Source organism: Methylophilus sp. Q8 (genome assembly GCF_000800115.1).
Lineage (GTDB): Bacteria > Pseudomonadota > Gammaproteobacteria > Burkholderiales > Methylophilaceae > Methylophilus.
In genome coordinates this window covers 1,650,718-1,670,753 of sequence record NZ_JUHE01000001.1, presented here as the reverse complement: position 1 = coordinate 1,670,753, position 20,036 = coordinate 1,650,718, and the positions used below count along the sequence as shown (strand labels likewise).

Here is a 20,036-nt window from a genome sequence, read left to right as displayed (position 1 = left end):
TCGATTTCTTAATCTGGTAACTTGATGCCGAGATCACTAAACACCAGATTAAGGTCATCCCTATCTAAAGGCCACATCTCCACAGTCCTGGCAGGACTATGAGATGCTAAGTAATAAATAAGCAATATGGCTGGTTGTGAAAATATGTGTCGGATTTCACGGTATTGTTTTATTTTCGGGTAGATATAGCCAACCTTATCCAAGAACGCTGAAATATCTGCAATCGGATTTTCAGGCAGTAATTCAAAATAAGTATCTACTAAAAGTTGATTTGATGGTTCCTCACCCACATTTTGGTGAATATTTGCTTGATATCTATCCTTTAATAAATCAAGGATATCGTTTTGTGGCTTGATTGCCTTCGCAATGTCTTGCATTGCCTGTTCGAAGAACTCGTCTGTTGCTTCGATCAAAGCCATACTTTTTGCAACAGTTCTTTTAACGCCTGGCTGCGCAACCGTTTTAGGCTTGTATAGCGTGTCGTGAGTCAGTTCACTATGGGCATGTTGCAGCAATGTCCTTATTTGGACCTCACAGGAAGTATTTTCTAATATTTCAATACCCGAAAATTTATTACCTTTTGTCGCGCGAAGTACGAAGTGCACCGATTGGTATGAGAATTCTAACGGTTTCTCTAAGCGCTCAGCTTCATAATCTCTGTCCTTGGAAGCATCCCAGAACAGTTTGTTTTCTGGCGCCTCAATAATTTGGCAGACCTTTTTGATGTCGCTAGTCAGTAGAACGACAAACCGCATACCGACCTTATCGGTAACATCATCGTAAGGATTTGCGTATTGCTTGCGATAGAAAGCCTTATCCACCAAAGTAGAGTCAAGCTTAAGTCTCGGTTTTACGGGAACCTTCAGAAAGTAATCGAGTTGGGTCGGAGCAATGGACGTTTTTAAAGCCTGCTCAATCGTGTATTTAATGAAATCAGCCCAAGCCTGGTAAACCGGTTTCTCCTGTTCCCAGCGCTTAAGGAACTCCTGTTCCGTCATTCTTGATCCATAATTCGACCCCGGATAATTATCTGGGTCCACTTAGGTGTTTGGCCATCTGCGGTGGGTTCGCCATCAATTACGCTCATGTTCACAAAGTCCTCAAATGTCTCTGGTGGAGCAGTCAATTTGATATTGTGGCCAAACACGATTTTGCGTTGTTTTAGTGCTGACGCCACTTCAGTTAGATCTTTGTGGATCGCATTTAATGTGAAGCTGTTTTGCACCATGTGCTGTCGATATGCGTCTTGCAATTCTGCGGTGGGAATATAAGCCTCCGAGAAAGCTGAAACTTGCACTGTCGCTGTATTATCCACTTTGAGATATGTTGTTAGTGCAGTCAGTAAATCACTTCTAGTTTCCTCATCAATATTCGCTCTCTTAATGAAGTCCTTAGTCAACGTATGAAACTGTTTTGTTTGGAATGCACTATCCGTTGGAAAAGCCAATCCTAAGAAGGTTTCGTAAAAGTACTGTGCCGCACCTTGACGATTTCCCTTTGTGGCAAGATCATCAAATAGAAATCCTTTCCATTGGGCTGACGGGTTTTCAGGACTCGGCACTGCATCAATATTCGCTTGGATGAATGCACCAATTTTGTAGAGCTTGGCCTGCGGAGTAAGAATTAAATCCTTTAAATATTGAAGTAATAGCTGTCCTTCTTCTTGCCGTTTAATAAATCCCGCATGTGGCTCAGCTTTAATCACGCACATTAAATTGCGTGCTGGATGACCGCATGTTCCCTCGATCACTACTACGATACCACCAGGAATCCCTTTGCTCTTCTGCGCTTCTGCCAAATTGGCAGTCACAGTTTGTGAAAGGTTAATAAACGCATTATCGTTGCCTGTAGTTTGAATAATTTGATTTGCTAAATCCCAAAGGCTGTTATTTAGGGTATTTTGGATTTGCATCTCAATGCCATGGGACGACTCACCTAAAGCTTCAGTAATTCGGATCTGAAGTGCGCTTTTCGCATCGTTCTCAAGATGAATAAGCTGCTGACCATAATTGGGTTCTACTATGTTGCGATTGACATCTCTTCGATGCACTTCATGGATAATGATTCTGTTGATAGTCAGATTGTGAAACATAAGCTACCCCCTGAAGTAGTCAGTCCAGCATTGAACCCTCATGCCGGAAATTCGATGTTTTTATTCAAATTTATTGTTAGTTTAGTAAAGCAATTTCTAGAGCTAAATTAGCTTACTTCAAGTTTGATTACAAGTGAATATCAGCAATGTATAGGTTTTAATAGCCTTCAATGATATAGAGTAGGCATTTGTGATATGAAATTTAATCGTCATCCTTGTTACTGCTCCACTCAACTGGAATCACTGCTTCACTCATATCGGATTTAGTGCTCAGTAGATACTGGAATTGATGCTCAGCTCATAATGGTGAACACATCCAGCTGACCTTGCCACTCGGGGCTGATAAATGTCGGGTCAGTCAGCACAATGCCTTCAATCGCAAAGCCTAAGCGGCTGGCAACCATCGCAGCAGTCATGCCGCCCATTGAGTGGCCGAGCAGATAGGGCGATTGAATGTCTAGTGTCCTGATCAGTTCAATCACATCATTGGCATGGTCTTGGTAGGTGTATCCATGCAAGGGTGCACTCGACTGACCATGGCCGCGCGCATCCGGCATGATGATGTCAAAGTGGTCTTCAAGCTCACGTGCCAATTGTGACCAGCACGCGCCACTCGCAGTGAGATCATGCAGCGCAATCAAAGTGGGCTTGTTGCCACCTGTTCTTAAATAGTGAATATTGATGCCGTTTGCCCGGCACACGGCATTCGTCCAGTTGGCTGAAATAATGTTTTTACGGGTCATGATTAAAACTTTCTGAAAGAACCGGTGACGACACCCCAGATGGCAAACTGCATTTGCCCTTGAATGAGGATGGGGGGATATTTACCTGAAGAGTTGGCGGGTAATAGTTTGGGCTTACCGTCTTTTTGTTTGGCCAGGATTTTGACCGTAAATTCGCCATCGATCATGGCGAGCACAATATCGCCTACCGCCGCAACCTTGTCTTTTTCCACAATGGCTTTATCCCCGGGCATGAGGCCAACTTCAATCATGGACTCGCCCTGAATGGTGACAAAAAAGGTTTTGTCGGCCTTGTTGATCAGGTATTCGTTGGGATCCATCGCTGAGCCAATATGATCATCGGCGGGTGATGGCAAACCTGCAGGGACTTTGGACTCAAACAGTGGCAAACTCAGGTTAATGAGGTCACCTGATAGCTGTATAAACTCGTCTACGCTATCTAGGCTCTCTTTTAACTCACTCAGCCTTTGCTTTCTGGCATAGGCTTCGAGAAAACTGGCAATAACCGGCTTTTGACTATCTGGTACGCGAATGACACTGGTATTTTCTTTATACGTGCCTGTGCCAGCCTTGCGTCCTGAGCCGGGTTTTCTAGCAGATTTTGTGGAATCATCGTTTTGCATGGTTTTTATTGTAACATTAAAATTATTTTATTGTTACAATAAAAACTACATCATGCTACGGTGTTGTTAATGCTGGCTTTTCGCCATTTTGTAGACATGTTTTGGTGGTGCACCATGCTGCCATCCATTCACTGCGTGGTTTCTTTGCCCACACGACAGTTTTTCTCAGCGTCCCACGCCCGCACATTGGTGTAGATTTCTGTATAACGGTTACGATCCCAGCCGTACATCGCTTCATAACCATGTTCAGCTGCACTGCCAGACTCTTTAAGCTTTAAATAGTCACAGTGGATAATCATCTCTCCACACAGACACATGCGTGTAGGCTTGACCAGATAGGCCTTGGTTGTGGCGTTCAAATTCACCAATTGTGCTTCAAATAGATCCAGGGCTTTGACCTCATGACAGGCCGCTAGCTGATTGCCACACGGTTCATTCGACAAGTAGGCGACGATAGGTCCAGGCATACTCACAGGCGGCCTGAATGTTTCTTTGGCATTTAACTCTTCAGCCATCGCAAAGGTGGCAAATAGCCATGACGAAAATATAAAAATGGAACGCACCTGCCAATTTAAATTGACGGCGACATAAATCACGTCAATTTAAACAATCAATTGCTGACAGATTGGTTATTATCATGTCTTAACGTTTAAAAAAGAAAAATAATATGAACAAACTGATTGGGTTGGCGCTGCTCGTCATCGGCCTCGCCATCGGATGGCAGCTCGACATGCATCTCAGTACCGTCGAAAAAGTGAATATTGCTTTTCCGCCCAGACCTGAAGTCAGGATTCAGCTCGAAACCATGACGTCTTTGATTGAGCCTGACGACCCATCGCTGGCATCATTCAAAAGTGCGTATGAATCCAAGCTGACACTCAGGGCACTGACTTGTACCCAAGCAACCCCTATCGGCCGCTTTGACTCTGTCAACGACATCAAAAAACAGGCCATAGACCGTGATTGCCTGAAAGAACAAGATGACCAGCTGCTGGCACTGATTGGGATCAAAATTGTCGGTCTCCGGCTGGCACAGCCGCCATTACGCCCCCTGGTAAAACTCGGTCCACCAACAGTGATTCATGGCACTGAGAATGCCGAAATTTACACGGGAAAATCCGCCTCACAGGCAGGCGTGGTCGTACTGCGAGGCACTCGTAGTGAGTTTACTTCTGTCGAGATTCCAAGTGGCAAAAAGATTGCGAGTTTGCCAACTATCCCCGAAGCCTCTCATACCAATTACGCGATTTCGCCTAACGGCAGAGTGCTTGCCATTGCCGTTAACAATAGAGACCTGCGGTTTATTGATAACGAAACCGGACAGGATCTATGGTTAGCGAGAGATGTCGGGCAACTGTATGCCTGGCTACCAGAAATGCAAGCTATCCTGGTGCAAGACAATAAAAGTGGCCCCGGCAATGGCGGCGTAGTGCTGATCGACTTTAAAACAGGGACCAGCAAACCCTATGAGGTGCCACTGAAAAATCAGTCTTGGGCATTACACTTAAGCTCGTCGCCCTCTCGACTGCTGATTGGCTCTTATAAGGAGTTTTCACTCATTGAAAACACGCGCACCACTGAAGGGGTCAATGCATCTGTTGTCAAAGAGTTTAGAATCAAGTCGCCATCCGCCAGTGTCAGCTCACTCACGCCGACGGCTATGCTGAATGGCCAAGCCATTGTCTTTGTGACAGGCCGCGATTTCATGTTGTTTAACCTGGAAACCCGGGAAGAAAGGCTATGGGAGTCTCATGAAGTTATTGGAAACAACTATGCAAAATGGAGTGAGGAGTCTATTTTAGTGGATGGTTATGGCCAGCCAAATACCGGCACCACCAAACCGTTTATTTTCAATGTCAAAGACGCCACCTTGTCCCCCGTTGAAACGGCCGAGGGTAATCAGGGGATTATCTATGAATTAAACGGACGGACGGGATTTATGCGCAGGTCTCACCAAAAGGTTTGGGTAGGTGACGAGCTGCAAGCCGGCACGCCTGAGTCACTGGACGACATGATTACCGGACGCAAACTTGAACGACAATTGCAGGCATTGGAACAAGAGGAACGGTTATCCAAGGCCAGGCTGGAAGCATTGAAAATGGGGCAAGATATGAGCCGTGCACCCCGGCTAATGTACCCGTATGGCGCACCTACCATGTCGCAAGACATATTAATCAGAAGGCAGGTAGAACGAGGCTATTATCCCAATACCGTGCGTATGTCGCCAGCGATGTCACCTGCGGCAGAAGCACCGGCAGCAGAGGCTCCTGCCATGGCGCCTGCGCCCATGCCCAGCCCTCTGATACAAAGTGCGCCAATACAAAACTCTCCAATACAAAGCTATAGCGCGGCGGCAAATGAGCTGCGCAAGCAAGCAATCACCAATACCACATCCCGCATGTTAGGGGCTATTCCGAGTAACGCGAGAGTAGAGGCTGTCGGCGTCTATGAAGCAAAAGATCGCTCTTCAAGCGGGGTCAATGTCATGATCAAAAAATCAGACCAGCCGATTGTATTGATGCTGAGTGCTTATGAACCAGTGCGCTGGAATTTAATGAAAGAACCGGGGGCTAACTTGGTGGCGATCATTGCCAGCGGATATCACCTGCCAGAGGTCACTGGCGCGGGAACAACCAAAACGGTTATTAAGCGCGGGGAGTATGCTTACCAGCAAAATGGGACTGGCTACGCGGCCCTCAATAACGAAGCCATGCTGTGGACAGGAAAACCCATTAGCAAATTTCAAGGTATTTACGGCGGCACCGTGTTTATTGTGGGTAACTAAATAACACCTCCCCCCATTGAAAGCGCCTTTACACGGGCGCTTACAGCAGTCTACTTTGGGAAAATAGCGTCATTCAAGGCTGCGGCTAGCAACACTACTGCAGGTGCTAGCCGCAACATAGTACAACATCAAAAACTGAACACGGTATAGCCACTGCTGGATAACTGGGCAATGCTTGGCAAACCAGACGTGCCTGGCACACTGTTGTCCGTCACCAGATTGAAACCATTCACCTCAGCATCCTCGCGCGCGCCGAATACATCGGCGCATCCGCATGAAACGCCAACCGTCACATCAGAAACTGCGGCATATAGTTGATAGAGCGGATGACCGACTTTGGTCAGATGGCTGGCCCAGCGCGTGCCGGTGCCTTGAAAGTAAATAGCGACGTCTATGTTTTTTTGCTTGAAGTCGTAGGCGGCTGCTAAACCATTGAATGCGCGGCCAAGTGCCTCTTCCCCGCCGTGTGTTGGGTCTGAAAAAATAATGATAGCTGCTTTCATAGTGATCTCCTTTGATCTGGTCATGTCGTTGATTGACAGCCGAATTCTAGGCACAGAAGGCAGCAGGAAAAACTACTCAGGGAGAAATAGATTGTTTCGCCTAGCGTAAGATCACTTGGGATTTAAGGTGGGATGGCTGCGTAAATTTTCGACCATCTCGTCTATAAAGCTGCGGACTTTGGAGGAGCCTAATTTGTCTTCCCGGTGCACGACATGCACCGGCCAGGGCGCTTCTTCAAAAGTTTCAAGGATCAGTCGTAATGCCTTACTTTCTACTTCACTCCAGACCTGATATGAAAGCAGTCGCGCGATGCCTAAACCACCTGCTGCAGCGGCTAAGGCCGCATCATTGCTGGTGACGGTCAATCGCGGATCCATCCTCAGCAATAAAGGCTCGCCATTAGATGGTTCACTATGAGATTGCTCACGACTAGATCGAAAATGCCACTCGGTATGCGGTGAAACGGCGTTCGATGAGATGATGGAATGTTTTGAAAGATCAGCAGGCAACTTGGGCGTGCCGGACTTTCCGAGATAAGCTGGTGATGCGCATAACACACGCCTGACCTCCCCCACTTTGATGGCCCGTAAGCCGGAGTCTGGCAAGTGACCAATACGGATCGCCACATCCATGCCTTCATCCACCAGGTTGGTCACGCGGTCGACCAAATGCGCAATGATTTTCACCTGCGGATAGCGTTGCATATAGTCAATAATGCATGGCATGACGAACATGCGGCCGAACATCACTGGCGCCGTGATCGACAGCGTACCGCGTGGCGTGGCATTACTCTCGGCGACGGCCTCATTCGCCTCTGCGATACTCACCAGGATGGCGCGCACATGTTCGTAATACTGGCGGCCTGCGTCCGTGAAGCGCACATTGCGCGTCGTTCTTTGTAACAGCCTGGCGCCTAACTGCTCCTCTAGGGCAACCACAGCACGCGTCACCGCCGCTGGAGAAATATCCAGCTTGCGTGAGGCTGCTGCAAACCCGCCCTCTTCAGCCACGCTCGCAAACACACGCATTAAGTGAAACTGATCGATAGTATTTCTCCTGATGAAATAATGTATTGCAGCTAGCCCTGATTCTCTCATTCGCATTATTGACTAAAATTTGACCATACGTAAACAAAGCCAGGAGAAAATCATGACGACACATTTGCTTGCAGATTTCGCGTCCCCCAGCGATATCGCGTTCACCCCGGCAGTGAAAGCCAGGCAAGAACAACATGGCTCAAGAGCGGGCTATGCGAAATTCGAGAGTACGCGTGGCTGGGAGTCCCGTGTCACGCCTGTGCTTGCCGACTTTATTGCAGAGCAAACCAGCATGTATATGGCTACCGCCAATGCCCAGGGGCAACCTTATATGCAGCATCGCGGCGGCCCGCGTGGTTTTTTACATGTGCTCGACGAGCAAACACTGGCCTTTGCGGATTATGCCGGTAACAAGCAATACATCACTGCGGGTAATCTGGATGAAAACCCGAAAGCACAGCTATTTCTGATGGATTATGCCAATGCGCAGCGCATCAAAATCTGGGGAGAAGCAAAAGTCGTGACGGGCGACCATGACTTGGCGGCCCGCGTCTCTTCGCCGGATTATCAGGCAAGGGTGGAGCGTGTGATTGTGTTTACGATCAAGGCCTGGGATGCGAATTGCCCTAAACATATCCCCAAGCTTTTAAAAGTTGAGGATGTCATACCAGCGATTCAGGCGCGTGATCAAAAGATTGCCGCTTTGGAGGCGCGACTGAAAGAGTTGGAGCAGAAACTCGCGGGGTGATAAGTATGAGTTTTGTATCGGTCTGAGCTTCATGATTGAATGGCTGCGGCAGTCACAGCCATTCAATCACTTCAAGCCATTCAACAACTTCAAAGAGTGCCTAGCTGGCATCGCCTCTTAAAGCAATCGCTACATTCAAAGCTGTGAGCACGTTTTCTGCATCCAGGCTGTTTTCGCTGACTAATGCCTGATGTTCACCTGCTGGCGTGTGGATGACGATTGAATATCTGGGCGTGGCTAAAAACCACAGCACACCGCCATAAATGATTGAAAAAATACCCACCAGCGGCAAGCTGCCACTGCCGAACAACAGCGCCAGGCCACCGAATAGGCATACGCGGGCAAAACCAAGTTGCGGTTTGAGGATTCTGCGCTCTATGGTGGTCACGCTTTTAATGGCGATGGTTTTACCGTTAACAATAAAGCGACTGTTACTCACGCTGACGCCTTGATGGCTGAAATAGATTGCTTCTTCCATAGCGCATCTCCATTGTTATCAATGAATAAAATTTTAACACGAAAATATCAATAATTAACTATTAATAACAATTTAGCGGGGCTTTTTGGTGACCAGTAACCGCTATACTTGCCTTGAATAAGGTGCAAACCCTGTGCTGGCACAGACATAAAGGATAGCGATATGCATCAAAAAACGTTTCTGGCAAAAGATGGTCAGACTTACACCCTGAATCTCAACGAAACAGGCGAGGAAATTGTTGTTTTACTCGATCACGAGCAGGTCGGTGTGATTGATTTTCAGTTTAGCAAGGGCATACAAGGTGCCGAGAGCTATCTGATCACCGTGCTGGACCTGGAAAAGTGCAAACGCAAAGGCATAGGTGAAGCGTCGCTCAGGTTTCATCAAGCCGTTTTCCGCCGTCCGTTAAGGGCCAATGGCGACATTCGGGAAGGCAGGCAATCGCAAGAAAGCCAGCTGACAAAAGAAGGCAGCGGCTTTATTGGCCATATGCGCGCCAAAGGCGTGATCGAACTGATCGATTTTCACGGCGCCTTCAGTGAAGACGAGTAGCAAGCTAGCGCCTCACTCAATCAGTGGCGGTGACATCGGTGGAAAATCCGTATGCGTGACGTGAGATGCCCCTCGCACAGGCACAGCGCCACTCACCGCAGATACGCCTCGATTAATCAAGGCAGCATCCAGCGCCCGAATAACCTGCTCAATATAACTGCTATTGTGATCTTTCAGTACCTTATGCTCGCCCGTGGCAGTCTTTATCACCACAACATAGGCCGTTTTGACAAACAGCCACGTCATCACACCAAGCGCGATTAAACAACCGCCCACGACAAATAGCGCGCCTTCGGTCAGCAGAAATAATAATCCGATAGAGAGGATGAAAACCGCCAGACTTCGCGGCGGCTCAACCACGCACAGTCGTACTGAAATAATGTCACGTATGTTGTAAATATAACCGCTCGCGATAAAGCGGCTGTCGCTGATGATGACACCACCATCGCTGAAAAATACTTTTCTATCCATGGCTTGCTCCTTTAGAGCTATCTAGACGGGGGCGAGTCAGGGATGAAAGAGCTGCAATCACGAAGACACCCACGCACACTGCGTGTTACGTTGTGAATCTATACGACTCAAACGCATGCCACTGAAGTAAAAGCGCTACCAGGGAAGCACGAGCAAGAGGCTTAAAACGACAACTAAAGACAATGACTTAAGTGAGAAGACCTCAAACGACCACAAAGAGGAGAAGGTAAGACGATATCCGAGAGGGTTTCAATTGACTATACGCCCATGCAAGAGGCCATGTGCATTATTTTCATACGTTAAGATCACTGGCAGTGGCAGGTCTACCCCGCTTCAATAATGATCTACACCGTTTCAACCATAAACACACCATTTTTACCGTTTTTCTTGGCGGTATACATGGCCTTGTCCGCTTGCCGGATAAGCTCGGTGGGTTGCGTTTCCTGAGAATGCTCACTGGTGTAATAAGCAATACCAATACTGACGGTGATGTTTAAGGTCACCTGGTTAAAGTGAAATGGTTCTGAGATCGTATGCAAAATTTTTTCTGCAATTCTGGTCGCGTCAGAAACTTGACTGACCCCTTCCAGCACAATAATAAACTCGTCACCGGCATAGCGGGCAACCGTGTCAGACTGACGCGTGGACTTATCTATCCTGTTGGCAACCTCGCGCAACAGCATATCACCGACATTGTGGCCATAAGTATCATTCACCGATTTAAAGCCATCCAGGTCAACAAACAAAATAGACAGCGTAGTTTGATTGGCTTTGGCACGCTGCACCGCAATGGGCAGTATCTCTTCCAGCTTGCGCCGGTTGGGCAGACCAGTTAACGGGTCATTGCGGGCTTCGTTTTTGAGCAGGCTTTCCAATTGCTTTCTATCGGTAATATCCCTGAGAAACGAGGTAAACAGCGTTTGATCATTGATCTCCAGTACATTCACCTGCAATTCTATCGGGATACGCACGCCATCTTTCCGCATCGCTTCAAGCTCGATGCGCTTGCCCATCATGTCTGACTGTTTTTCCAGTGCAAACCGCCGCATGCCTGCCTGATGTGCCTGCTGCACCTCATTAGGAATAATCAGCTTATCCAGCTTGCGACCGATCGCCTCCTCATCGCCCCAGCCGAATATATGCTCCGCCTGCTTATTCCAGGCTTTGACAATGCCTTCTGCATCCATGCACACGTAGGCGTCGTTGGCGTTATCTAAAATGGTGCGCAGCTCTAACTCTGCATTTTGTAACAGCTGCTCCGAGGCCGCTTTTTCCTGATAGGCCGCCAGCATGGATTTGTTTGCCTGTTTAAGCTCTTCAGTACGCTGGCTGACTTTATCTTCCAGCGTTTTACGTAACAAGGTCAGCGCCGCTTCTGTTTCTTTGGCACTTTGGATATCTTTGACAATCGCCACAAAATAATCGAGTTCGCCCGCGGGGTTTAACTGCTTGGTGACAGTCAGTTCAACCCACACCGGCTCACCACTTTTTTTCACGTATCTTTTTTCAAGCTGATAACGATTTAATTTACCGGCGACTAATTGATCCAGCAGATTTAAATCAGCGTTCAAATCCTCAGGCAAAGTAATGTCCTGAAATGTCAGCGGCAATAACTCCGCCTTGGAATAATCAACGATTCGGCATAACTCTTCGTTCACTTCTAACCAACTGCCGTTTGGCTTCACCATGGCAATGCCAATGGCCGCATTTTCAAACAGGGTTTTAAACTTGCTTTCAGAGCTTTGAAGCGACTGCTTGGCTGCCAGCATGCGCTCACGGAACTGCAACTCACGCGTCGCAAGATGTGCCAGGTCATTCAGCCAGCCAACTCTTTTTCAGTAGGTTTTTTAGGTTTTTCATCAATGACACATAGTGTGCCCAGCGCATAACCTTCCAGGCTTTTGATCGGGATGCCGGCATAAAAACGGATATTGGGGGCATTCAACACCAGCGGATTCCTGGCAAAGCGCTCATCGGTCAGCGCATTCTCAACAATCAGCTGCTCACCGCTTTCAACCGCGTGCGTGCAAAAAGAAATATCGCGTGCGGTTTCTGACACCTCAACCCCGTGTTTGGACTTAAACCATTGCCGATGTTCATCCACCAGTGAAATCAGCGAGATCGGTGTATCAAGAATGGTCGAGGCAACCCTGGTAATGGTGTCGAAAAAATCTTCAGGCGCAGAGTCGAGCAGCCCTAAGGCGTAGAGTTTTTCTAATCTTCGCTGTTCATCATTCACCATTTTTGTACTCACATATTGAGCGGCATTCAATACCTGAAATAACGTCACGCCAACGATAAAATTAACGCCTTTTAGCTAAAAATTCTTTCGCAAATACTGAAAATAGCAAGAAACGCAGATCCATGCCAGCAACAGATGTAAAAAAACGGGGCAATTGCCCCGTCAGAATGGAGATCAACCATTTTTTTATAGAGAAGTAATCCACTGCACCACTTCTTTGAATTCCTCATCGCTCAATTTGCCAGCATTAGGCGGCATAGGCAACACGCCCCAATTGCCACGTCCGCCTGTTTTAATTTTTTCGATCAATGTCGCTTGCACATCCTGGCCTTTATATTTGGCAGAAACATCTTTAAATGCCGGGCCAACCTTGCGGCTATCGACATTGTGGCAAGCCAGGCAACCGCCTTTGTCTGCCAGTGCCGCACCATCAGCCCAGGCTGCTTGTGAGGCCAAACCCAGCGCTGCGACAAACAGCAAACTGGTGAGGGTGGGCACGGGTAACCATGCTTGTTTTGATTGAGTGTTCATCATGAAATCCAGTGTATTTGGTAAGAGAATTCTAATGGTCAGCGCGGGCGTCTGATGGCAAAAATCGGCATCACTTGGCATCTGCGTCATACGCTTGAAACAAGCACGGCTAGTGCTCACTCACCACAGAAATGCCTTTGAACTCGCCCTGTTTTTTAAAGCTGAGATTCATGGCTAAAGCCCCCGTCGAACACTGGTCCAGGCAAGCCCCGCAGCGGGTGCAATCACCTGACGTGACAAAAGCCGCTTTCTTCGCTACCACAGGTGCCAGCACATGTGGCTCCGGGCAGACCTTGATGCATTCAGCACAACCGTGACAAGCCGCCACCTGTGTCGCTTTGACGCGTAAACGACCCATTCGCCCCAGCTCGGAATAAAACGCACCGACCGGGCAAATATGGCTGCACCAGCCACGGCGCGTCACAAACACATCGAACAGGAAAATACTGGCCAATACCGTCGTACCTGTGACTGAACCCCACATCAGTTCGCGCTGGAACAAGGTGATCGGGTTAACCGTCTCCCAGGCCAGGGTACCGGAAAGCAGTGACAGCAGCAGCGATAACCCCAATATCGCCACACGCAGGTTTTTTGAGAGCGTGAAATTACTTTTGATATTTAACTTTTGCCGCACCCAGTAAGACAAATCCGTCACCAGGTTAATCGGGCATACCCAGCTGCAGTAAATGCGCCCGCCCAGGAGCAGATAAAACACGGCAACGATAATGACGCCAATCAGCGCCAACTTGCCCAACGGCGCACCGGCAAACAGCGATTGCAGCCAGATATAAGGATCCGTCAGGCCAATGCCGAACCAGACACTAGAGGACAGATTGCCTTGTGCAAAATAGCCGCCTGCTGGCAATTCAACAGCAAAAGCGGCAATAATCAGCAACTGAATGATACGCCGACTGAACAGCCAGCGATTGCGGTAGAGCATGGCTTGCAGACGTCGCATAGGCTTACCAGCGGCCTACCGATTGCGCACCTTCAACGCCTAAACCCAATTCACGCGGCAACACGCGTATCGCCGCCTCAGACAGCACGCAGTGTTTTTCACAGGTGCCGCAGCCGGTGCACTTACTGCTATCTACCGTAGGAATCTGCAATACACCGCGTTCGTTTTTAATCGGCTTTAACGAGATGGCTTCCCCAATAATCGGGCATACGCGCACACAAATACTGCAGGTAAGGCCTTTGTAATTGAGGCAGGTCTCATGCCCAACCAATACCGCCACGCCCATATCGGCTTTTTTAATATCGGTCAGTAATGGGCTCAATGCCCCTGTCGGGCAGGCACGTGCGCACGGGATATCCGGACACATGCGGCAAGGGTCCGTGCGGCCAACAAAATAAGGCGTGCCGGTCGGTGCCGGATCACTCCAGCTGGCCAGGTGCAAAATGTCATAGGGGCAGGCTTCTACGCACAGACCACAGCGGATACAGGCGGCATTGAACTCCAGCTCTGGCAAGGCGCCTGGTGGCCGCAACACATTGGCCGCACGTGCCGGACGTGAATCCAGCACCGCTTTTCCAAGCATGGTAACGACCGTCGCCGCGCCTAACTGGCGGAAAATCTTGCGAAAAACCTTACGCCGTTCAGGCTCGGCGATTTCGGCTGCTACAGATATTTTGTCGGCCATCGAGAATCTCCTGACGAGTGAACCTAGGTAAGTCAGACTTAGAAACAGAAGAAGACGTGTTCGCCGCATTTATAAGCAAATTGGCGCGAATAATCGGATGTATCCAGCATTGCAGCACAAACTCGCCTTTGGCATCCGCTGGCACCTGCCAGTGTACGGTGGTGCCTGGCGTTTGCACGCCCATATTCACCATGGTCCCGTCCGGGTAAGTCACATAAATACTGTGCGAAATATCAGAGCGGTTGCGAATGGTAATGGTATCGCCTGGCTGCGGGACAAAATCCACCGGTGCAAACTCATGGTCAGACAGTGTCATGGTATGAGTGGTAATGATGTGATTATTCGCACGGCTCATGGGCGCATGACCGGGCGTGCTACAGCTGGCCAGGTAAAACGCCAGCAATATGAGCAAGGCATACATGCCAATCCAGGTGGAGAGTTTGCGCGATATATTCATCATTAAGGGCACATGCGTTTTCATCTGTTTTTTTGCCATCATTCAGGATGACTACTGTGGCATCATCGGCGCTTGAATATTCAAGGCACCACCATCCAGGCTTTGGATAAACGCAATCAGGTCACTTTCTTCCAGATCGGATAATTCAAACTTCTGCATATCCTTGGAAAGACTCTCACGCTGAATGGCTTCACTTTTGTAATGTTTGATCACTGTTTTCAGGCCACGGATGGAACCATCATGCATATACGGCCCTTCAATCGACAGGTCACGTAAAGACGGGGTTTTAAACGCATGCTGCATCAAAGTCACCTGCGCGGGTACTTTGGCACCACGGCCTAAATCCTTGCTCGGCAAACCGATGTCATGAAAACTGTCGTCGGTAAACCGCCATGCGCTATGGCAAGCGGCACAATTAGCTTTATTTTTATCGTTAAACACGACAAACCCACGCTTGGCCTGCTCACTGATGGCCTGCTCGTCGCCTTCTACCCAGCGGTCAAATGGCGCCGGATTAGACACCAGCGTACGCTGGAAACTGGCCAGCGCCTGCGTGATGCGCTGCTGGTTAATACTGTCATCGCCAAAAGCCTGGGTAAACAAAGGCCTGTAACCCTGGATTTGCTGTAAACGCCCCACCAGGCTGGTGAGGTCAAAATTCATTTCATGTGCCGTGGTAATCGGCAACACAGCCTGCGCTTCGAGGGTCGCTGCACGGCCATCCCACATGAGTGCACTTAACCAGGCACTGTTTAATACCGTCGGCGTGCGACGGGCATTGTTGACGCCTTCTGCCTGCAACGGCAAGTTGCGGCCATCACTCCAGCGCTGGTCTGGTGAATGACAGGTGGCACAAGCCATCCCGCCTGACCTTGAAAGGCGCTGATCGAAAAACAGGGTTTTTCCCAGCGTGGCTTTTTCCAGGGTCAGGGGGTTAGACAGGGGTGATGGAATACTGTCTGGCCGCCTGAATTTTTCCCTCGGAGGAAGATCGGCGGACCAGGCAGTATTCACCACCATCAGCGTGCTTATGATTAGAACCCAGTTTCTAAACAACATTAAGCGTCTAAACCACATACTGATTTTTCTTTAACAACAAGCGCTAATATGCGTTACGCAATTAGCTTGCTTTACCCACGATAGGTGAGATGGTGCAGTGATACGTCATCGCATCATTATCAGCACCAAAGCACCAGACAATATCGTTGTTGAACTCTGGACGGTACACCGGCAATTCACCTTGTGTGTTGACGCAGTTACAACGGCCGCAAGTCTGTTTACCACAGCAATCGCGGTAGGCAATCAGGTAAGTCTGCTGATCACCCGGGTTGTAACAACTGGCCACCCACGAGCTTGGTGACAGGCTGCTGCCTGGTGGGCAAGAGGTCAAGGTACCGCCGCAGCAGTCACACAGGTTGCCGTCAATCGTACAATGGCGCCAGTAGTCACACGCTTTAGGATCCTTGTCCTGCGGCTTGAAGCCGCTTCTGGTCAGGTTGCCAGTGGTAGCTGCCTGCACCTCGCCACCCAGGCGTGAGCGGCGGTCTACCGGCAACAATGGTAACAAGGCAGAACCAACCAGGAAGCCACCCAGGCGGCCGATAAAGCCACGGCGGCCGGTTTTGCTGGCGGTGGTCCGTGCCAGCTTCTCAATTTTTGAGTCAAACCCAGTTTCTTTTTTCATTTCGTTTACTCTCTCCGTAATCAAGACGTGAACCAGCGCTTAATGCACTTTGTTCGCGGTCACTTGTTTAAATTTAGGTGCAGTGTTTTCATCCTTGAGGTAGTTCTGCAAGGTTGAGTGGCCATGACGGATAGTCTCAAACAGGCTTTCTACATGCTCACGGGTGTTGCACAGGCCTTTAGCCAGGATTTTGCCGTCCTGATCCAGCAACACGCCGTAAGGTACTTTTGAGACCTGGTAGCGCATGCCAATCTCGGCAGAAACCACATACAACTCACCATCCAGCGGGTGATCCTTGAGGAACTGGCGATGCTCAGCCTGGGTACCATCACTGATCAGCACCACATCTGTTTCTTCAATCGCCGCAACAGAGCGGATGATAGGCAACAGTTTCTGGCAGATCGGGCAGGATGGGCCGGTAAACATCAGCAGGCTAGGACGGCCTGGATTAATGGAGCGGCCAACCAGGACAGGCTCGCCATCGAAGGTGTTCACGTTGAAAATCGGTGAACGTTCGCCGACATCCGGACCGTGGTCTATCATCATGGCGCCCAGCGGTGCTGAACGTTCATGTAACAAGCCAATTTGACGGATCACGCCCAGCATTAATGCTGCCAATGCCAAAAACGCTCCCCACAACAGCACATTTGATGCAATCAAGATTCCACTAGTCATTTGAATTTCCTTTATAGATTTCTAATTTATGTTTGGTCGCTGGAAAGCCAACCATCAGGTCTGCCGCCATGTAAATCAGTGACAGCATGACGGCCGAAGCCAATGCAGTCAGGGCTGATTCCACGCTGATGCTCGCTATCTCCAACGGCACCGCAGCGACATACAAGCTCATTCCAGCCAGGGCCAAGGCTCTCAGCACGTGAAACATGCCGATACGGCTCATGCTGGTCGGGCGGCGCACACAACCACAATCAATGTGGGTGCGGCCACGGCCGACATTCACCGCAATGGCGAAAGAGAACAGCATGAACAACCCGGCAGCCACACAGGCGGCGACTGTGCGCAGTGACGGCACCAGCAAGGCGATTGCGCACCCCAGTTCCACCCATGGCAATAACTTGGCAAAAGGTGCAACCAGAAACCCTGGCAAAAGCTTGTAGTTGGCTACTACGCCCAGGAACTCATCCTGACTGCGGAGCTTGGGAATTGCTGCTGCTGCGAGAATCAGCGCCACAAACAGTGACGCGAATATCGCAACGGTAGGATCATTCACCATTGAGTCCATAGTGATCTCACTTATCCGCAATGAAAATCATGGAAGGCGCACGGCCCAACTCATCTAAAGAACCCACGGCTTTACCGCTGACAGCGTCAAAGGTAAACAGTGTTTTTGCCTCTTCAGACACGGCGTACAAGTATGGTTTTTCATCCTGGCTGACCGCGATCGAGTTGATCTCGTGCTTCAGTTCGATACGGCGCAAGCGCTTGCCGGAAGTCGCATCCACGACGAACACATAGCGGCTAGGCAGTTTGTGTGTCCATTTTTCGCGTTGATCTGCCAGCAAGTACAGCTCGTTACGCGCTTTGTGGTACGTGATGGTTTGCCAGCCACCTGGACGCCATTTGTCCGCTTTTTCCTTGTCGGTGAACACTTCAATTGGTTTGAGGAACTCGGCACCGGTCTCAGATAATTTAGCCTGAAAAATCTTGCCTTCGTACGTCGGCCAGGCCAGGTGGTTATTTGAATTTGAGTAATAAGGGTTATTCAGCAGATACTCTTTTTCAGTATGGAATACCTTGGTTGGCTTCTGCTTGGTAGCGCCCTTGTTGTCATAGGTGAACTGCATCAGAGAACCATCTCTACAGTGCATGAAGAAGTTCTGGTTTGCCGTTGGGAAAATATGGTAGCAATCCGGCACATTCATGATTTTCACGAAGGCTTTTTTCTCTAGGTCCACCAGACCGACACCAGGTGAAGGTGAGAACTGCTGGAACAGCAGGTGCTTGTCATCCACACTCAAGCCCGCCGTACGCTCGAATACGCCGGTCAGGAAACGGCCTTCAGGAATATCGATATCGGCAATCGGCTCATGCGTTCTGGTATCAATTAACTCCAGATAGTCATCACGCTTGCCACGTGCCACGCGGGAGTACATGGTATTGGCGATGGCTAAAAACTTGCCATCTGACGCCACCATGACGTTTGGCAATTTACCGGCATCTGTCATACCCAGTAATTTGCTGGACTTGCCATCTACCGAATAAATGGTGGAAGTCATATGGAAGTTACCTGGATCCAGCACATAGACGCGCTTGGCATCACTGGGTGGTGCAATCGAGATAGAAGTCTCGTCCTGCAACTTGGCCGTAATTTCTGAACCAAGCTGGTTTGGCGTTGCATCTGCCATGGCCAGACTGCTGGATAGCATCAGTGCTGCCAAAACCAGCCCCCCCGCCAAGCCTGTCGGCTTGGCCTGACGAATCATCGATGGATGATCGAATGTTGTCATAAATCCTCCTAATATTTTTAAATGGATAGAACTTGCTATTGCGTCTGGTGTTGCTACTGGCTTACAGCATCACCAGCATTAAAGCTGCTGAAGCGATCGCCAATAACAGGAAACCATCAACTTCAACTGCACTTTCCTGCCAACGGGCCAACCAGGCTTGAACCGACTGATCCTTAACAGGTAAGAAGTTAACTGCCACTGGCAAGCAGCGACCGATATTGAATACGGCGATCACGGCAATGCCAGCCTTGACACCACCACTGAGCAAAGCCACGCCAGTCACGATGTACAGCATCGGCGTTTGCACATAAGTAAGGTAGTTCATGCCCAGCGAGAAGCCATACAGCAGGCCAATCACAGATGAGCGGAAGCGGAAACGTGCATCATGTGGCACTTGCGCACGGCGTTGCGGATAAGGCATCTTCAAAAAGCCGAACTGGTGCAAACCGTAACCAATCGCCAGCGCTGCCAGGCCGATCACCGAGTACTGCAATGGCACGTCGGCAAACAGCAGCCAGCTGATACCACCCAGCGCGCCACCGAGCACCACAGCACCGATGGCATAGCCCACGGCATGCGTGAAAAAGGTAGGCGCCCAACGGGCAACCGAGCCGAATGAGTAGCGGCCTGCCGGTCTCAATAAACTTAAACTTGAGTAACCGCAAGGAGACCAGGTAGACAGCAAGCCGCCAACAAAGGCCAGCAACACAAACAGGCCGGTGAGTGCTACATCTACGGACAAAGTGCCATGCATGACGCGACCGGCAAACACACCGGTGGCAATCGCAGTGAGCATCATGACAAAGCGGGTGCCGGTCGATTGCGATTTTGAAAAATGATACGCATCAGGGACACAGGTCTCAGCTGCGTAAGTTTGGGACGCATGACTGATGGCAGCAGTCCCCATGTTCATACTCATATTTCCTCCTTTGGCCTGTTGGCCTAAGCTTTGTTTTGAATGAAGCATGAATATAGCGATCT

At 49.4% G+C, this 20,036-nt stretch carries 24 protein-coding genes; 3 read left to right on the top strand and 21 right to left on the bottom strand.

Features of this window, described 5'->3' with window-relative positions:
* Positions 1-8 precede the first annotated feature (8 nt).
* The 5 genes from GQ52_RS08170 to GQ52_RS08150 form a co-directional block, all read right to left on the bottom strand.
* The gene (locus GQ52_RS08170; protein WP_047516642.1) at positions 9-998 is read right to left on the bottom strand and encodes a GTP pyrophosphokinase family protein; all 990 of its coding nucleotides are present in this window, start codon (positions 996-998) and stop codon (positions 9-11) included.
* A complete protein-coding gene (locus tag GQ52_RS08165) occupies positions 995-2,092 on the bottom strand; it encodes a nucleoid-associated protein (RefSeq protein WP_047516641.1) in 1,098 nt (365 codons plus the stop codon). The genes GQ52_RS08170 and GQ52_RS08165 overlap by 4 nt, the downstream gene beginning before the upstream one ends.
* A 293-nt stretch (positions 2,093-2,385) precedes the next feature.
* A complete protein-coding gene (locus GQ52_RS08160; RefSeq protein WP_235273069.1) occupies positions 2,386-2,835 on the bottom strand; it encodes an alpha/beta fold hydrolase in 450 nt (149 codons plus the stop codon).
* A gap of 2 nt (positions 2,836-2,837) precedes the next feature.
* Positions 2,838-3,458 carry a LexA family transcriptional regulator gene (locus GQ52_RS08155; RefSeq protein ID WP_047516638.1) on the bottom strand — a complete coding sequence of 207 codons (621 nt, stop codon included), beginning with the start codon at positions 3,456-3,458 and terminating at the stop codon, positions 2,838-2,840.
* A gap of 128 nt (positions 3,459-3,586) precedes the next feature.
* Positions 3,587-3,973, bottom strand: a complete 387-nt coding sequence (locus tag GQ52_RS08150) for a hypothetical protein (protein WP_152604421.1) — start codon at positions 3,971-3,973, stop codon at positions 3,587-3,589.
* A gap of 152 nt (positions 3,974-4,125) precedes the next feature.
* Between GQ52_RS08150 and GQ52_RS08145 the strand changes: the two genes are divergently transcribed.
* A complete protein-coding gene (locus GQ52_RS08145; RefSeq protein ID WP_047516634.1) occupies positions 4,126-6,243 on the top strand; it encodes a hypothetical protein in 2,118 nt (705 codons plus the stop codon).
* A 128-nt stretch (positions 6,244-6,371) separates the two neighbouring features.
* On the opposite strand, the gene GQ52_RS08140 is transcribed toward GQ52_RS08145, so the two are convergent.
* Both GQ52_RS08140 and GQ52_RS08135 read right to left on the bottom strand, forming a co-directional pair.
* On the bottom strand, positions 6,372-6,746 hold the full coding sequence (locus GQ52_RS08140) for a DsrE family protein (protein WP_047516632.1): 375 nt from the start codon (positions 6,744-6,746) through the stop codon (positions 6,372-6,374).
* 111 nt (positions 6,747-6,857) lie between these two features.
* A complete protein-coding gene (locus GQ52_RS08135) occupies positions 6,858-7,775 on the bottom strand; it encodes a LysR family transcriptional regulator (protein ID WP_047516628.1) in 918 nt (305 codons plus the stop codon).
* Between the two features lie 121 nt (positions 7,776-7,896).
* On the opposite strand from GQ52_RS08135, the gene GQ52_RS08130 reads away from it, so the two are divergent.
* Entirely contained in the window at positions 7,897-8,532 is a 636-nt protein-coding gene (locus GQ52_RS08130) for a pyridoxamine 5'-phosphate oxidase family protein (protein ID WP_047516625.1), read from the top strand.
* Positions 8,533-8,632: 100 nt separating this feature from the next.
* Here GQ52_RS08130 and GQ52_RS08125 read toward each other — a convergent pair whose 3' ends face one another.
* Positions 8,633-9,010 (bottom strand): DUF6232 family protein, encoded by a 378-nt coding sequence (locus GQ52_RS08125; protein WP_019883201.1) that lies wholly within the window; start codon positions 9,008-9,010, stop codon positions 8,633-8,635.
* Positions 9,011-9,172: 162 nt separating this feature from the next.
* Here GQ52_RS08125 and GQ52_RS08120 point away from each other — a divergent pair, with 162 nt between their 5' ends.
* Complete coding sequence (locus GQ52_RS08120; protein ID WP_019883202.1) at positions 9,173-9,562, top strand: hypothetical protein; 390 nt, start codon at positions 9,173-9,175, stop codon at positions 9,560-9,562.
* Positions 9,563-9,574: 12 nt separating this feature from the next.
* On the opposite strand, the gene GQ52_RS08115 is transcribed toward GQ52_RS08120, so the two are convergent.
* From GQ52_RS08115 to GQ52_RS08055, 13 genes are all read right to left on the bottom strand, one after another.
* Positions 9,575-10,033 (bottom strand): DUF6232 family protein, encoded by a 459-nt coding sequence (locus GQ52_RS08115; RefSeq protein WP_047516622.1) that lies wholly within the window; start codon positions 10,031-10,033, stop codon positions 9,575-9,577.
* 344 nt (positions 10,034-10,377) lie between these two features.
* A complete protein-coding gene (locus GQ52_RS14175; RefSeq protein WP_235273068.1) occupies positions 10,378-11,820 on the bottom strand; it encodes a diguanylate cyclase domain-containing protein in 1,443 nt (480 codons plus the stop codon).
* Positions 11,821-11,849: 29 nt separating this feature from the next.
* Positions 11,850-12,275 (bottom strand): GAF domain-containing protein, encoded by a 426-nt coding sequence (locus GQ52_RS14220; protein ID WP_235273067.1) that lies wholly within the window; start codon positions 12,273-12,275, stop codon positions 11,850-11,852.
* 186 nt (positions 12,276-12,461) lie between these two features.
* Positions 12,462-12,806: a c-type cytochrome gene (locus tag GQ52_RS08100; RefSeq protein WP_235273066.1), complete on the bottom strand. Its 345-nt coding sequence runs from the start codon at positions 12,804-12,806 to the stop codon at positions 12,462-12,464.
* A gap of 109 nt (positions 12,807-12,915) precedes the next feature.
* On the bottom strand, positions 12,916-13,764 hold the full coding sequence (gene napH / locus GQ52_RS08095; RefSeq protein ID WP_235273065.1) for a quinol dehydrogenase ferredoxin subunit NapH: 849 nt from the start codon (positions 13,762-13,764) through the stop codon (positions 12,916-12,918).
* A 4-nt stretch (positions 13,765-13,768) separates the two neighbouring features.
* A complete protein-coding gene (napG, locus tag GQ52_RS08090; RefSeq protein ID WP_047516613.1) occupies positions 13,769-14,449 on the bottom strand; it encodes a ferredoxin-type protein NapG in 681 nt (226 codons plus the stop codon).
* On the bottom strand, positions 14,406-14,909 hold the full coding sequence (locus tag GQ52_RS08085) for a methylamine utilization protein (protein WP_235273063.1): 504 nt from the start codon (positions 14,907-14,909) through the stop codon (positions 14,406-14,408). The genes napG and GQ52_RS08085 overlap by 44 nt, the downstream gene beginning before the upstream one ends.
* 48 nt (positions 14,910-14,957) lie before the next feature.
* A complete protein-coding gene (gene mauG / locus GQ52_RS08080) occupies positions 14,958-15,926 on the bottom strand; it encodes a tryptophan tryptophylquinone biosynthesis enzyme MauG (RefSeq protein WP_200884049.1) in 969 nt (322 codons plus the stop codon).
* A gap of 100 nt (positions 15,927-16,026) precedes the next feature.
* Entirely contained in the window at positions 16,027-16,590 is a 564-nt protein-coding gene (mauA, locus tag GQ52_RS08075) for a methylamine dehydrogenase (amicyanin) small subunit (protein WP_019883212.1), read from the bottom strand.
* 39 nt (positions 16,591-16,629) lie between these two features.
* Positions 16,630-17,265, bottom strand: coding sequence for a methylamine dehydrogenase accessory protein MauD (gene mauD, locus GQ52_RS08070; RefSeq protein ID WP_047516606.1), 636 nt, complete (start codon positions 17,263-17,265; stop codon positions 16,630-16,632).
* Positions 17,258-17,830 carry a MauE/DoxX family redox-associated membrane protein gene (locus GQ52_RS08065; protein ID WP_019883214.1) on the bottom strand — a complete coding sequence of 191 codons (573 nt, stop codon included), beginning with the start codon at positions 17,828-17,830 and terminating at the stop codon, positions 17,258-17,260. Before GQ52_RS08065 ends, mauD begins: the two co-directional genes overlap by 8 nt.
* Positions 17,831-17,837: 7 nt before the next feature.
* The gene (gene mauB, locus GQ52_RS08060) at positions 17,838-19,055 is read right to left on the bottom strand and encodes a methylamine dehydrogenase (amicyanin) large subunit (RefSeq protein ID WP_235273060.1); all 1,218 of its coding nucleotides are present in this window, start codon (positions 19,053-19,055) and stop codon (positions 17,838-17,840) included.
* Positions 19,056-19,116: 61 nt separating this feature from the next.
* Positions 19,117-19,974 carry a methylamine utilization protein MauF gene (locus GQ52_RS08055; protein ID WP_047516600.1) on the bottom strand — a complete coding sequence of 286 codons (858 nt, stop codon included), beginning with the start codon at positions 19,972-19,974 and terminating at the stop codon, positions 19,117-19,119.
* Between the last annotated feature and the right edge of the window lie 62 nt (positions 19,975-20,036).